Annotated in this window: 6 protein-coding genes and 4 rRNA genes; 7 read left to right on the forward strand and 3 right to left on the reverse strand. The window is 43.8% G+C overall.

Features of this window, described 5'->3' with window-relative positions; genetic code table 11:
• The first annotated feature begins 489 nt into the window (after nucleotides 1-489).
• The 5 genes from AC0VZ4_RS03795 to glsB all read left to right on the forward strand — a co-directional run bounded on the left by AC0VZ4_RS03795 (nucleotide 490) and on the right by glsB (nucleotide 7,280).
• Nucleotides 490-2,025: ribosomal RNA gene (locus tag AC0VZ4_RS03795) — 16S ribosomal RNA — on the forward strand.
• 297 nt (nucleotides 2,026-2,322) lie between these two features.
• Nucleotides 2,323-5,213, forward strand: a 23S ribosomal RNA gene (locus AC0VZ4_RS03800).
• Nucleotides 5,214-5,363: 150 nt separating this feature from the next.
• Nucleotides 5,364-5,478 (forward strand): 5S ribosomal RNA (gene rrf / locus AC0VZ4_RS03805).
• A 62-nt stretch (nucleotides 5,479-5,540) separates the two neighbouring features.
• A 5S ribosomal RNA gene (rrf, locus tag AC0VZ4_RS03810) occupies nucleotides 5,541-5,655 on the forward strand.
• The 16S, 23S and 5S rRNA genes sit together here, the layout of an rRNA operon.
• 701 nt (nucleotides 5,656-6,356) lie before the next feature.
• On the forward strand, nucleotides 6,357-7,280 hold the full coding sequence (gene glsB, locus AC0VZ4_RS03815) for a glutaminase B (protein ID WP_007378792.1): 924 nt from the start codon (nucleotides 6,357-6,359) through the stop codon (nucleotides 7,278-7,280).
• A 37-nt stretch (nucleotides 7,281-7,317) separates the two neighbouring features.
• Here glsB and AC0VZ4_RS03820 read toward each other — a convergent pair whose 3' ends face one another.
• Nucleotides 7,318-8,622 (reverse strand): inosine/guanosine kinase, encoded by a 1,305-nt coding sequence (locus AC0VZ4_RS03820; RefSeq protein ID WP_033016283.1) that lies wholly within the window; start codon nucleotides 8,620-8,622, stop codon nucleotides 7,318-7,320.
• A 178-nt stretch (nucleotides 8,623-8,800) separates the two neighbouring features.
• Here AC0VZ4_RS03820 and tadA point away from each other — a divergent pair, with 178 nt between their 5' ends.
• On the forward strand, nucleotides 8,801-9,307 hold the full coding sequence (tadA, locus tag AC0VZ4_RS03825; RefSeq protein ID WP_475440951.1) for a tRNA adenosine(34) deaminase TadA: 507 nt from the start codon (nucleotides 8,801-8,803) through the stop codon (nucleotides 9,305-9,307).
• On the opposite strand, the gene AC0VZ4_RS03830 is transcribed toward tadA, so the two are convergent.
• Nucleotides 9,304-9,471: a hypothetical protein gene (locus AC0VZ4_RS03830; protein ID WP_475440952.1), complete on the reverse strand. Its 168-nt coding sequence runs from the start codon at nucleotides 9,469-9,471 to the stop codon at nucleotides 9,304-9,306. The two genes, tadA and AC0VZ4_RS03830, sit on opposite strands and share 4 nt — an antisense overlap.
• Before the next feature lie 163 nt (nucleotides 9,472-9,634).
• Nucleotides 9,635-11,137, reverse strand: a complete 1,503-nt coding sequence (mltF, locus tag AC0VZ4_RS03835; protein WP_475440953.1) for a membrane-bound lytic murein transglycosylase MltF — start codon at nucleotides 11,135-11,137, stop codon at nucleotides 9,635-9,637.
• Between the two features lie 211 nt (nucleotides 11,138-11,348).
• Here mltF and purL point away from each other — a divergent pair, with 211 nt between their 5' ends.
• The gene (gene purL / locus AC0VZ4_RS03840; RefSeq protein ID WP_475440954.1) at nucleotides 11,349-15,239 is read left to right on the forward strand and encodes a phosphoribosylformylglycinamidine synthase; all 3,891 of its coding nucleotides are present in this window, start codon (nucleotides 11,349-11,351) and stop codon (nucleotides 15,237-15,239) included.
• Nucleotides 15,240-15,334: the final 95 nt, after the last annotated feature.

Raw genomic sequence — 15,334 nt, forward strand, 5'->3', positions numbered from 1 at the left:
CGTGTGCGCTTGCTTGGGACTTAATTTTAATTACTATTTTATGCAAATAACGCTTGCGTAAAATCCGCCGCTCCCTATAATGCGACCCCACTGAGACGGGAAACGCCAACGCATAGCGAGGCACGAACTACTTAGAGAGTTAAATAAAACTTCGGTTTTAAATCTTCTAAAAAGAAAGTTTAAAACAAAGTATTGACTCGAAAAATAAAGGGTGTATTATTCGCATCCCTTGAGGCGCTAAAGCGACTCAAAACGTTCTTTAACAATATAAAGCAATCATCTGTGTGGGCACTCGTACAGATTGAGTTCTAACAGCCAAACTACTTACTCTTTATGGGTAATTAGCGAGGCAAACAAATTAGAGTCTCAATTGAAAACTGAGTGACCAACAGAATAGTTATTTAGGTAATTATTCGGCACAGTCAATTCAATATCGAAAGATATTAAAAATTCAGAATTCATTGAGCTGTCGAAAGACATAAAACTTTTTAATTGAAGAGTTTGATCATGGCTCAGATTGAACGCTGGCGGCAGGCCTAACACATGCAAGTCGAGCGGTAACAGAGAGTAGCTTGCTACTTTGCTGACGAGCGGCGGACGGGTGAGTAATGCTTGGGAACATGCCTTGAGGTGGGGGACAACAGTTGGAAACGACTGCTAATACCGCATAATGTCTACGGACCAAAGGGGGCTTCGGCTCTCGCCTTTAGATTGGCCCAAGTGGGATTAGCTAGTTGGTGAGGTAATGGCTCACCAAGGCGACGATCCCTAGCTGGTTTGAGAGGATGATCAGCCACACTGGGACTGAGACACGGCCCAGACTCCTACGGGAGGCAGCAGTGGGGAATATTGCACAATGGGCGCAAGCCTGATGCAGCCATGCCGCGTGTGTGAAGAAGGCCTTCGGGTTGTAAAGCACTTTCAGTCAGGAGGAAAGGTTAACGGTTAATACCCGTTAGCTGTGACGTTACTGACAGAAGAAGCACCGGCTAACTCCGTGCCAGCAGCCGCGGTAATACGGAGGGTGCGAGCGTTAATCGGAATTACTGGGCGTAAAGCGTACGCAGGCGGTTTGTTAAGCGAGATGTGAAAGCCCCGGGCTCAACCTGGGAACTGCATTTCGAACTGGCAAACTAGAGTGTGATAGAGGGTGGTAGAATTTCAGGTGTAGCGGTGAAATGCGTAGAGATCTGAAGGAATACCGATGGCGAAGGCAGCCACCTGGGTCAACACTGACGCTCATGTACGAAAGCGTGGGGAGCAAACGGGATTAGATACCCCGGTAGTCCACGCCGTAAACGATGTCTACTAGAAGCTCGGAGCCTCGGTTCTGTTTTTCAAAGCTAACGCATTAAGTAGACCGCCTGGGGAGTACGGCCGCAAGGTTAAAACTCAAATGAATTGACGGGGGCCCGCACAAGCGGTGGAGCATGTGGTTTAATTCGATGCAACGCGAAGAACCTTACCTACACTTGACATACAGAGAACTTACCAGAGATGGTTTGGTGCCTTCGGGAACTCTGATACAGGTGCTGCATGGCTGTCGTCAGCTCGTGTTGTGAGATGTTGGGTTAAGTCCCGCAACGAGCGCAACCCCTATCCTTAGTTGCTAGCAGGTAATGCTGAGAACTCTAAGGAGACTGCCGGTGATAAACCGGAGGAAGGTGGGGACGACGTCAAGTCATCATGGCCCTTACGTGTAGGGCTACACACGTGCTACAATGGCGCATACAGAGTGCTGCGAACCTGCGAAGGTAAGCGAATCACTTAAAGTGCGTCGTAGTCCGGATTGGAGTCTGCAACTCGACTCCATGAAGTCGGAATCGCTAGTAATCGCGTATCAGAATGACGCGGTGAATACGTTCCCGGGCCTTGTACACACCGCCCGTCACACCATGGGAGTGGGTTGCTCCAGAAGTAGATAGTCTAACCCTCGGGAGGACGTTTACCACGGAGTGATTCATGACTGGGGTGAAGTCGTAACAAGGTAGCCCTAGGGGAACCTGGGGCTGGATCACCTCCTTATACGATTTAGAACTTATTTGTTCGTAGTGTCCACACAGATGATTGTTAATTAGTGCTTGTTCTTCGGAATAACTAATTAATATGCTCTTTAAAAATTTGGAAAAGCTGATAATAAAATTCTGATAGATACATTGTATTTATCAAGAGTTTTCAAAAGTAAAAAACAATGGTAGCAGTACCATTGAGTGCCATTTAGTTAACTCTTATGAGTTGATTGATTGGTATCTACTTTAGTATTCAATATTGACTTCTGGCGAAGTTAAACTGTCACGAAACAAAGACCCGTTTGGGTTGTATGGTTAAGTGACTAAGCGTACACGGTGGATGCCTTGGCAGTTGGAGGCGATGAAGGACGTATTAACTTGCGATAAGCCTAGTCAAGCTAGTAAAAAGCGCTTGAGACTAGGATTTCCGAATGGGGAAACCCACCTGCTTGCAGGTATCGTTAACTGAATACATAGGTTAACGAGGCGAACGCGGAGAACTGAAACATCTAAGTACCCGTAGGAAAAGAAATCAACCGAGATTCCGAAAGTAGCGGCGAGCGAAATCGGAACAGCCCTTAAGCTCATTATGTGTTAATGGAAGGCTGCTGGAAAGCGCCACGATACAGGGTGATAGTCCCGTACATGAAAAGACATTTTAAGTGAAATCGAGTAGGTCGGAGCACGTGAAACTTTGACTGAATATAGGTGGACCATCATCTAAGGCTAAATACTCCCAACTGACCGATAGTGAACCAGTACCGTGAGGGAAAGGCGAAAAGAGCCCCTGTGAGGGGAGTGAAATAGAACCTGAAACCGTGTACGTACAAGCAGTAGGAGCCCACTTGTTGGGTGACTGCGTACCTTTTGTATAATGGGTCAGCGACTTATATTTTGTAGCGAGGTTAACCGAATAGGGTAGCCGTAGGGAAACCGAGTCTTAACTGGGCGACTAGTTGCAAGGTATAGACCCGAAACCCGGTGATCTAGCCATGGGCAGGTTGAAGGTTGAGTAACATCAACTGGAGGACCGAACCCACTAACGTTGAAAAGTTAGGGGATGACCTGTGGCTAGGAGTGAAAGGCTAATCAAACCGGGAGATAGCTGGTTCTCCCCGAAATCTATTTAGGTAGAGCCTCGGACGAATACTTACGGGGGTAGAGCACTGTTAAGGCTAGGGGGTCATCCCGACTTACCAACCCTTTGCAAACTCCGAATACCGTAAAGTAATATCCGGGAGACACACGGCGGGTGCTAACGTCCGTCGTGAAGAGGGAAACAACCCAGACCGCCAGCTAAGGTCCCAAAGTCATAGTTAAGTGGGAAACGATGTGGAAAGGCCCAGACAGCCAGGAGGTTGGCTTAGAAGCAGCCATCCTTTAAAGAAAGCGTAATAGCTCACTGGTCGAGTCGGTCTGCGCGGAAGATGTAACGGGGCTAAACTATGCACCGAAGCTGCGGATTCAGAATTTATTCTGAGTGGTAGGGGAGCGTTCTGTAAGCGGTTGAAGGTGTACCGGGAGGTATGCTGGACGTATCAGAAGTGCGAATGCTGACATGAGTAACGATAATGGGAGTGAAAAACTCCCACGCCGGAAGACCAAGGGTTCCTATCCCATGTTAATCAGGGTAGGGTAAGTTGACCCCTAAGGCGAGGCCGAAAGGCGTAGTCGATGGGAAACAGATTAATATTTCTGTACTCGATATAATTGCGATGGGGGGACGGAGCAGGCTAAGCAAGCATAGCGTTGGTAGTCTATGTGAAAGTGAGTAGGGCGTTTGTTTAGGTAAATCCGGACGAACACTAAACCTGAGACACGAGACGAGTCACTACGGTGATGAAGTTGCTGATGCCATACTTCCAGGAAAAGCCTCTAAGCTTCAGATTATATGGAATCGTACCCCAAACCGACACAGGTGGTCAGGTAGAGAATACTAAGGCGCTTGAGAGAACTCGGGTGAAGGAACTAGGCAAAATCGTACCGTAACTTCGGGAGAAGGTACGCTCCTATCTGTGATGAGACTTGCTCTCTAAGCGGACGGGAGCCGCAGTGACCAGGTGGCTGGGACTGTTTATTAAAAACACAGCACTGTGCAAAATCGCAAGATGACGTATACGGTGTGACACCTGCCCGGTGCCGGAAGGTTAATTGATGGGGTTATCCTTAGGGAGAAGCTCTTGATCGAAGCCCCGGTAAACGGCGGCCGTAACTATAACGGTCCTAAGGTAGCGAAATTCCTTGTCGGGTAAGTTCCGACCTGCACGAATGGTGTAACCATGGCCACGCTGTCTCCACCCGAGACTCAGTGAAATTGAAATCGCAGTGAAGATGCTGTGTACCCGCGGCTAGACGGAAAGACCCCGTGAACCTTTACTACAGCTTGGCACTGAACATTGAACCTACATGTGTAGGATAGGTGGGAGACTTTGAAGCAGCGACGCTAGTTGTTGTGGAGTCAACCTTGAAATACCACCCTTGTAGTTTTGATGTTCTAACGTTGGCCCCTGAATCGGGGTTACGGACAGTGCCTGGTGGGTAGTTTGACTGGGGCGGTCTCCTCCTAAAGAGTAACGGAGGAGCACGAAGGTTGGCTAAGTACGGTCGGACATCGTACGGTTAGTGTAATGGTAGAAGCCAGCTTAACTGCGAGACAGACACGTCGAGCAGGTACGAAAGTAGGTCATAGTGATCCGGTGGTTCTGAATGGAAGGGCCATCGCTCAACGGATAAAAGGTACTCCGGGGATAACAGGCTGATACCGCCCAAGAGTTCATATCGACGGCGGTGTTTGGCACCTCGATGTCGGCTCATCACATCCTGGGGCTGAAGTCGGTCCCAAGGGTATGGCTGTTCGCCATTTAAAGTGGTACGCGAGCTGGGTTTAGAACGTCGTGAGACAGTTCGGTCCCTATCTGCCGTGGGCGTTTGAGAATTGAGAGGGGTTGCTCCTAGTACGAGAGGACCGGAGTGAACGAACCGCTGGTGTTCGGGTTGTCATGCCAATGGCATTGCCCGGTAGCTACGTTCGGAACTGATAAGCGCTGAAAGCATCTAAGCGCGAAGCAGGCCTCGAGATGAGTTCTCACTAGACTTTTAAAGTCTCTGAAGGGCCGTTGAAGACTACAACGTTGATAGGCAAGATGTGGAAGTGGTGTGAGCCATTAAGCTAACTTGTACTAATTACCCGTGAGGCTTAACCATACAACGCCAAACGCGTTTTATGTGATAGTGAAACAAGCGAAGAAGTTAATATGACTAAAGTAGAAATTACTTAGAAAGACTTAAAAAATATTATCAGATATTTTCCAAATTCAGTTAATGCGCAGAAATACGTATTAACGCCCAAATTTGCTTGGTGACAATAGCGTTTTGGACCCACCTGACTCCATGCCGAACTCAGTAGTGAAACGAAACAGCGCCGATGATAGTGTAGCATTTGCTATGTGAAAGTAGGACATTACCAGGCTTCAAATTCAGTCGAAGGACTTTAACCTTAATAATTAAAATAAGAAAATTGAAAAGAATTTTCTTGGTGACAATAGCGTTTTGGACCCACCTGACTCCATGCCGAACTCAGTAGTGAAACGAAACAGCGCCGATGATAGTGTAGCATTTGCTATGTGAAAGTAGGACATTACCAGGATTTAATTAAAAGAAACCCGTTACAGCAATGTGACGGGTTTTTTGCTTTTTGAAATTAGTAGAACTCTGCACACTAAGTGACGACAAGGTTAATAATCGTGTAGCATTTGCTATGTGGCTCTCCACCGCTGTGGCACTACGACATTACCAGGATTTAATTAAGAGAAACCCGTTACAGTAATGTGACGGGTTTTTTGCTTTCTGAAATTTTGTAAATAGTCCATGCCGAACTCAGTGGCGAAATAAAATAGCTCTAAGGCGAGCCCCGCAGAAGGATGGCCCGACACAAAGATAGTGTAGCTTTTGCTATGTGGCTCTCCACCGCTGTGGCACTACGACATTACCAGGATTTAATTAAGAGAAACCCGTTACAGTAATGTGACGTTTTTTTTGCTTTTTGGAATTTTGTAAATAGTCCATGCCGAACTCAGTGGCGAAATAAAATAGTTCTAAGGCGAGCCCCGCAGAAGGACGCCCCGACACAAAGATAGTTTAGCATTTGCTATGTGACTCTCTACCGCTGTGGGCAACTACGACATTACTAGGATTTAATTAAGAGAAACCCGTTACAGCAATGTGACGGGTTTTTTGCTTTTTAAAATTAAGAAAAACATCCCCCTTTAAATTCAACAACAAAACTAGTTGCGTCTATTCGCGCGTGCTAAAATCCAATTTTTATGAATGATGATATAGAGGTCTAGTTTGCCTACAGCTGATTATCAAAAGGTGCTTGATGAAATAGCACATGAAGTACGCCCTTTATTATCACAAGGAAAAGTAGCTGATTATATACCGGCCCTAGCAGAGGTCGATCCTGAGCAATTTTCTATTGCTATTTATACAACTGATGGTGAGACTGTGTGTGCGGGGGATTGCTCCCAACGTTTTACTATTCAATCAGTTTCTAAAGTTATGACACTTACTATGGCACTGCAACGTTATGGTGATGAGCTTTGGCATCGAGTTGGAAAGGAACCTTCAGGGACTGCCTTTAACTCGCTTACACAGCTTGAGTTTGAAAAAGGGATTCCTCGTAACCCTTTCATAAATGCAGGCGCAATTGTAACGTGTGATGCGTTGTACAGCCGCTTATCTGCACCAATGCACTCTATGCTCGAGACCTTTAGGTTGTTAGCTGGTAATAGAGGGATAGTGATTGATAAAAAAGTCGCTAATTCTGAGTATGAATTTAGGCATCGTAATGCTGCTATGGCACATTTAATGAAATCGTTTGGTAATTTTGAAAATGAAGTCGATGATGTTTTATGGTCTTATTTTAACTTTTGTTCTATTGAGCTCAACTGTATTGAATTAGCCAAAGCTTATAATTTTTTAGCAAATAAAGGTGTTGATAATCGATCGGGCGATCGTGTTTTAAGTAGTCGTCAAAATAAGCAGCTAAATTCGCTTTTATTTACCAGTGGTTTATATGATGCTGCGGGGGATTTTGGTTACAGAGTAGGTATGCCAGGTAAGTCGGGAGTGTCAGGGACTATTTTAGCCGTGTTACCAAATAAGTTTACGGTAGCTGTTTATTCTCCAGGGCTTAATTCGTTTGGTAATTCGGTAGCAGGAATTGCGGCGCTGGAACTACTATCTAAAAAGCTCGATATTTCTATTTTTTAGGAAATCGAGAGGGAGCAATACTTGCTCCCACCGTTATTTACTGTTCCCAATAAACCTGTTCTAAGCAGTCTTCGCGTTCTGGTAAACCGCGAGATAAGCGAGGAGAGTGCTGAACTAACACTTCATAACTAGCTCGGTTAGCATATTTACTAATTTGCGATAGTGATGAGTAAGTAATAGCTTGTTGCTGATGCTTAGCAGAGTTTGCCACGTTAAGTTTATGATAAACATTTGCTGATAAGTCATGTAGTACAGCCGCTAAAGCACAATCGCCTGCACCATTGGTGTTTTTAATTGAGTCAGGTCCACCCATGAATGGGGCTGTATGGCTATATGCTCTTATAGGCTTATCACACTCGGTTTTACGCATAGCACGTGAAAATTCGTATCGATTAAAATCAGGTATTGCTCCTGGTAATAACGGGTATTCGGTTTCGCGCTTTAAATTTTCGTCAACGTAGCCGGCCATAAATAAGCCTTTTTCGCCAGCAGTACAAATTACCAAATCTACCCAATCAAGTGCTTTATCAGCAGCTAGGAGTGGGTCTTCAAAACCCGTAATAGCTAACCCTTCTTCTTCGTTCATAGCAAGAATATCAACATGCTTTTCAACAAAGTTTGCCCACCAGGTAGGGTCTTGCTCAATTAAGAACTTGGTACCGAGTGTAAGAACAACTGGCACACCTGCATCATTAGCGTATTTTACCGCTTGCATAGTCGCTTCAGTCATCGTTTCACTACCTTGCGTACGCATGAGGTAGGCACTGATCACTAATGCTGATGAATTTTCAATAAGGTTTTTATCGATAGATTCAGGACGTAAGTGATTCATTAGGCCCGCACTTATTGCAAAAGTACGCTCACCGGTTTCATCAATTAATGTAAAACAACGACCTATAGGCCCATCTACTGGTTGAAGATAGTTTAAATCTACGCGGCTTGAGGTGTTGCATAAAAAGCGGTAGGCGTAGCTACCTATTTTTATATTTTCGCTCATTACGCCTAATAAAACTGAGCGATCATCTGCAAGTACAGAGTAGTTGTGCATAGTGTTACCAATGGTCCCACCAGCAAACTCAAAATCAACCATATCGTTTAATTTTAAACGATCGTATAAGGCGTTTGTTATGTCGCTATCAATAACTTGCGACATACCTCTACGTAGTTGAAATTCGTCAAGGAAAGCTTGATCAACTTTTGCCTCTATATCAACAACGATCTGATCGATACCCGTAATATAACTACGTTGTAATCGCTCTGTTGCGTTAAGTTGATTGGTAAGTGGATCTTTGGCTTCCACTGGAAAATAATGTTTATGCCTGCGGCGTCCAGGAAATTTCATTTGCTACCCGTGTTGTGAGCTAAATAAAAAAAGCGTGAGATTATAGCGTAAATCAGCACGAGTGAGCCATTACAAACGGGTAAATATTGTTTTATTTTTGCAATAAAGTAATGAATGACGCACTTTAGAGTGCTAACTAGGTATAATCACAGCATAAAAAGTTATTTAAGTAGAAAGAATGAACGAGCCATTTGATGATTCCTACTGGATGGAGCAAGCGCTTTTGTATGCAAAGCAGGCAGAGTTGCTTGATGAAATCCCTGTAGGAGCGATTGTAGTAAAAGATAACCAGCTAATTTCAGTAGGGTACAACCGTTCAATAACCGATAACGACCCATCTGCCCATGCCGAAATGATCGCAGTGCGGGAAGCAGGAAAAGTCCTTAACAACTATCGCTTAGTAGATTGTACACTGTACGTAACATTAGAGCCTTGTTCTATGTGTGCAGGAATGTTGGTGCATAGCAGAATAAAGCGTTTAGTATTTGGTGCAGCCGACGAAAAAACAGGGTCCGCTGGTTCAATTATGAACTTATTACAGGAGCCGAGGTTAAACCATCAAGTTGAAGTGTGTGGTGGTGTTTTAGCACAGCAGTGTGGCAATACTATTTCAGATTTTTTTAAACGTAGAAGAGCACAAATTAAAGCAGCTAAAAAAGCTGCTCGTGATGCGACTAATCTTTAATTAGCAGCAGGGGATATTTCTGACTCTACCATTTGCTGCATAGCAAACATTCGGCGACGCCAGATAATCTTTTTGTGCAGTTTTCGCAACATAACACGACGACGTGTGGCCGTTGAATAAATTACATTACGTTTTAATCTTTGTGTGCGTCTACGTTTTAGCATGTTTTCTCCTAATGCAAGAGTGAGAAAGGCACGAGGTGTATCTTATAAATTAATGATATACAATTAACACACATTAGTGATCATTTGATGACAAGTAAACAGATATTTTATTTACTTAAATTTCGCTTATAGATATGGTCAAAATTAAACACCTAAATTAATCTTAGTTATTTTTTTCACTTGACTGCTCGGGCTCAATTATAGGTTGTTGCTTTTGTATTTGAGCTTCACTTGCCTCAATTTTTATCTCACTTGTTACGTTTAGCTTTGGCTCGATTCCAGTGCTTAGCTCTACGATTGATTCAGGTTTTTCTGTAATAGCATTATTTTCATCTAACCAAACAAGTGCATCGTAATAGCGACGTATATTATCAACGTATTTTACAGCTACATCGCCACGAGCATAACCATAGCGGGTTTTACGGTAATAGCGCTTTTTAATTAACAGTGGTAAGCGTTTTTTTACATCAGCCCATTTATCAGGGCTTGCGCCTTGCTGTTCGGTAATTATACGCGCGTCGTTAACGTGTCCCCAACCTACATTGTAGGCCGCTAATGCAAGCCATGTTCTATCGGGTTGCGGGATTCTGTCGGGAATACGCTTAATAAGCTTACTTAGATACTTACCGCCACCGCGAATGTTTTGCTCTGGCTCTAATCGGTTAGTAACACCCACTTGTTTTGCTGTACTGCGGGTTAACATCATAATACCGCGAACGCCTGTTGGCGATTTAGCGCGAGGATTCCACATAGATTCTTGATAACTAAGCGCTGCTAGTAAACGCCAATCAAGACTACCTGCATATTGTTCAAACCACGGTTGGTATGTTGGTAGAGTTTCTTTTATCGCTTCTATATAAGCTAGGGTATTTACATAGTTAAATTGGCGTACATGCCCAAAGTATTTTTCTTCAAGTACGTAAAGTTGATTACTTTGTTTTATATCACCAAAAAAAGGTACAAGTAGAGCATATAAAGAGTCGTCTTTAGATTTGTTGAGTATCCATGCGATTGGGTCGTTATGGGTAACTGAAAAGCCAATACTTAAATTAGGGTGATACCGACGAAACAGAGACAAGGTATGTGTATCGGCAAGGGTGTAATCTATCTCACCGTCAATAACTGCTTGAAGTAACTCTTCTTCGTCAAACTCTTCGCTTTCGGTCCAAGTGAGTTCAGGATTGTTTTTTTTCATTTTTTGTAAAGTAAGCGAATGGCTACTTTTAGCTATAACGGTAAAGTTACCATCTAAATCATCAAAATCACGTGGGCGAACGCGCCCTTGTTTATAAACTAACTTTTGGCTAATTGTGCGATAAGTTGGGCCATAGCGATATTGCTCTGCACGGGTTTTATTGTAGGTAAGTCCTGAGGCAATTAAGTCTAAATCCCCCTTTTCAAGGCGTTCAAACATGTCAGATAAGTTAAAGAAAGGTACTATTTCAAGCTCTACACCTAAATAATCAGCAAAGGCTTGAGATAACTCATATTCAAAACCTTGCTCTCCTTGTACTGCTTGATAATAATTACTGGCACTCGCAAGCGTACCCACACGTATTTTGTTTTGCTCTTTTATTTGGGCGAGTTGAGTTGGCTGTTCTTGCATATCACATGCGCATAACAGCATAACTAAAGTAATGATTATTATTAGTTTTTCTTTGAACATTGAGTGCCCCTTAATCTCGCTAGCCACCGTTATAGCAAAACTAAGCCATCACGTCACTTTACCTTTTATTTTATTAACCAAAACAGACTATAAATACAGCTGAAAAGTTAATTTTATGAAAAGCGTAATTTTGAGTTAAATCTGAATGCTAATTGGACTATAATGCGTGCCTAAAATATCGTTCAATCCCTAACCCCGGATGAAATTATCTATGTTGATCCTTCGTGGTGCACCAGCACTTTCAGAGTTCAGAGTTAATAAAATTTTAGCGCGTTGCCAACAATCGCAACTTCCAATCACTAACGTATATGCCGAGTATACTCACTTTGCCGATTTAACATCGCCGTTGAGTAGCGCTGAGCAAACCAAGCTTGAAAAACTATTAACTTACGGTCCAACCATTGCTGAGCATACCCCAGCTGGCAAACTTGTACTTGTTACACCTCGCCCAGGTACCATCTCACCTTGGGCATCTAAAGCTACCGACATCGCCCACAACTGTGGTTTAAAGCAGGTTCACCGTGTTGAACGCGGTATTGCTTATTATGTTGAAGGTGATTTAAATGCAGAACAACTTGCACAAGTAACTGCGTTATTACACGACCGCATGACTGAAGCCACACATAATGAACTTGAAGATGCGGCTCAGCTGTTTCGCAGTGATGCACCACGCCAAATGTCGTCTGTCGATATTTTAGGTGGTGGACGCGAAGCACTAGCAACAGCCAATGTTGAACAAGGCTTTGCGCTTGCTGATGACGAAATAGACTACTTAGTAGAAAATTTTACAAAGTTAGGCCGTAACCCTAACGACATCGAATTGTTTATGTTTGCACAAGCGAACTCAGAGCATTGTCGCCATAAAATATTTAATGCTGACTGGACAATCGATGGTAAAGAGCAGCCAAAATCGCTGTTTAAAATGATTAAAAATACTTTTGAGCTAAATCCTGAAAATGTATTGTCGGCGTATAAAGATAACGCGGCGGTAATGAAAGGCTCAAAAGCGGGTCGCTTCTTCCCAAATGCGCAAGGTGAATATGCGTATCACCAAGAAGACATTGAAATACTAATGAAAGTTGAAACTCATAACCACCCAACAGCTATTGCGCCATTCTCAGGTGCTGCTACAGGTTCTGGTGGTGAGATTCGCGATGAAGGCGCAACTGGTCGTGGCTCTAAGCCAAAAGCAGGCTTAGTTGGCTTTACTGTATCAAACTTACGTATTCCAGGTTACGAGCAACCGTGGGAAAGCGATTTTGGTAAGCCGGGTCGTATTGTAAACGCACTTGATATAATGACAGAAGGTCCACTAGGTGGCGCTGCATTTAATAATGAGTTTGGTCGTCCTAACCTACTAGGCTACTTCCGTACTTACGAAGAAAAAGTAACAAGCCATAATGGTGAAGAAGTACGTGGTTACCATAAACCCATTATGCTTGCCGGTGGTTTGGGTAATATTCGCTCTGATCATGTTCAAAAAGGTGATATTCCTGTTGGCGCTAAATTAATTGCGCTAGGCGGACCTGCAATGAACATTGGTTTAGGCGGTGGTGCTGCATCAAGTATGGCCTCAGGTCAGTCAAACGAAGATTTAGACTTTGCTTCAGTACAACGTGAAAACCCAGAAATGGAACGTCGTTGCCAAGAAGTTATTGATAAATGTTGGCAACTAGGCGATGAAAACCCAATCGCGTTTATCCATGATGTAGGTGCCGGTGGTTTATCTAATGCGTTTCCTGAGCTTGTTAATGATGGCGGACGTGGTGGTAAGTTCCAATTACGTAGCATCCCTAACGATGAGCCAGGCATGGCACCACACGAAATTTGGTGTAATGAATCACAAGAGCGTTATGTACTCGCTGTTGGCGTAGAGGACTTTGACCGCTTTGAAGCAATTTGTAAGCGCGAACGTGCCCAGTACGCTGTTATTGGTGAAGCAACCACTGAACCTCACTTAACAGTGTCAGACAGCCATTTTGAAAATAACCCTGTTGATTTGCCGCTGGACGTATTATTAGGTAAAGCACCTAAAATGCACCGCGATGTAACGTCAAAGCACGTTGTTGGCAAAGCGCTTGATATCACATCAATAAATGCAGCAGATGCAGCGCAGCGCTTAATGCGTTTACCAACCATTGCAGAAAAAACATTCTTAATAACAATCGGCGATCGCTCAGTTACGGGTTTGGTGGCGCGCGATCAAATGGTTGGTCCTTGGCAAGTACCTGTTGCTAACTGTGCAGTAACTGCGGCAACGTATGACACTTACCACGGTGAAGCTATGTCACTTGGTGAGCGTACTCCGGCTGCATTACTTAATTACGGTGCATCTGCTCGTTTAGCTGTAGCTGAGTCGTTAACTAATATTGCCTGTGCAAATATTGGTAGCCTTGAAAACATTAAGTTATCGGCAAACTGGATGGCAGCAGCGGGTCACCCTGGTGAAGATGCTGGTTTATATGAAGCTGTTAAAGCTGTAGGGGAAGAGCTTTGTCCTGCGCTTGGTTTAACGATTCCAGTGGGTAAAGATTCTATGTCGATGAAAACGACATGGAAAGATGATGGTGACTCACAAGAGAAGTCAGTAACATCGCCGCTTTCACTGGTTATAACTGCGTTTGGTCGTGTTGACGACGTACGTAAGACAGTCACGCCACAACTGCGCACAGATAAAGGCGATACATCGCTTATATTAGTTGATTTAGGTGCGGGTAAAAACCGCATGGGCGCATCAAGCCTTGCGCAAGTTTATAAGCAATTAGGTGATGTAACCCCTGATGTTGATAGCCCTGAGTTATTAAAAGGCTTTTATAACGCAATGCAAGCACTTGTGGCTGATAGTAAGTTACTTGCTTATCATGACCGCTCAGACGGTGGTTTATTTACCACGGTTGCTGAAATGGCGTTTACGGGTCATACCGGTGTAACGGTTGATTTAGCAGTTTTAACAGGTTCTGACATTGAAGCGCTTTATAACGAAGAGCTAGGTGTAGTAATTCAAGTTGCAAATGCTGATTTAGATGTAGTAAATGCGGTGTTTGAACAACATGGTATAGCAGCAATTAGCCACAACATTGGCACGCTTAACAGTGACGATACGATTATATTTAACCGTGGCGAAAATACGGTACTTAATCATACGCGTACTGAGCTTCGTACTATTTGGGCTGAAACAACGTATCAAATGCAAGCACGTCGTGATAACCCTGAGTGTGCTAAGCAAGAGTTTGATGCAAAATTTGATGCAAAAGATCCAGGCTTAAACGTAAAACTTAACTTTGATTTAAACGAAGATATAGCAGCGCCATACATTGCAACCGGTGCTAAACCGCAAATGGCTATTTTACGTGAGCAGGGTGTTAACTCTCATTTAGAAATGGCGGCAGCGTTTAACCGTGCAGGTTTTGCTGCTGTTGATGTACACATGAGCGATATTTTAGAAGGTCGTTTAACACTCGAGCAATTTAAAGGTTTAGTGGCCTGTGGTGGTTTCTCATACGGTGACGTACTTGGTGCGGGTGAAGGTTGGGCTAAGTCTATTTTGTTTAACGACATGGCACGCGATCAGTTCCAAAACTTCTTCCACCGTGAAGATACCTTTAGCTTAGGTGTATGTAACGGTTGCCAAATGTTATCAACGTTAAAAGAGTTGATCCCTGGTACTGAACATTGGCCGCGCTTTGTAACTAATAAATCAGAGCGTTTTGAAGCACGCTTTAGTTTAGTAGAAATACAAGAAAATCCGTCTGTGTTCTTTAACGGAATGGCTGGCTCGCGTATGCCTATAGCGGTTTCTCATGGTGAAGGTCATGCTGAGTTTGCAAACGATGCAGCCACTAAAGCGGCGCTTGATAGCGGCACTGTAGCGGTTAAGTTTGTAGATAACTACGGTAACCCTACAACGCAGTACCCAGCTAACCCAAATGGCTCTCCAGAAGGTATTACAGGTATTACGTCAACTGATGGTCGCGCCACTGTAATGATGCCGCATCCAGAACGCGTATTCAGAAGCGTTGCCAACTCTTGGCATCCTGATGAGTGGATCGAGGATAGCCCGTGGATGCGTATGTTCCGTAACGCACGTAAAAACGTAGGTTAATTATATTTACGTTTATACAAGTTAGATTCATAATCTTACTGTAAAATAAAAAAGGCTGCATTGTGCAGCCTTTTTTGATTAGTATAGTTTTAGCT

This window comes from Pseudoalteromonas sp. QJM3NY_22 (assembly GCF_056173065.1).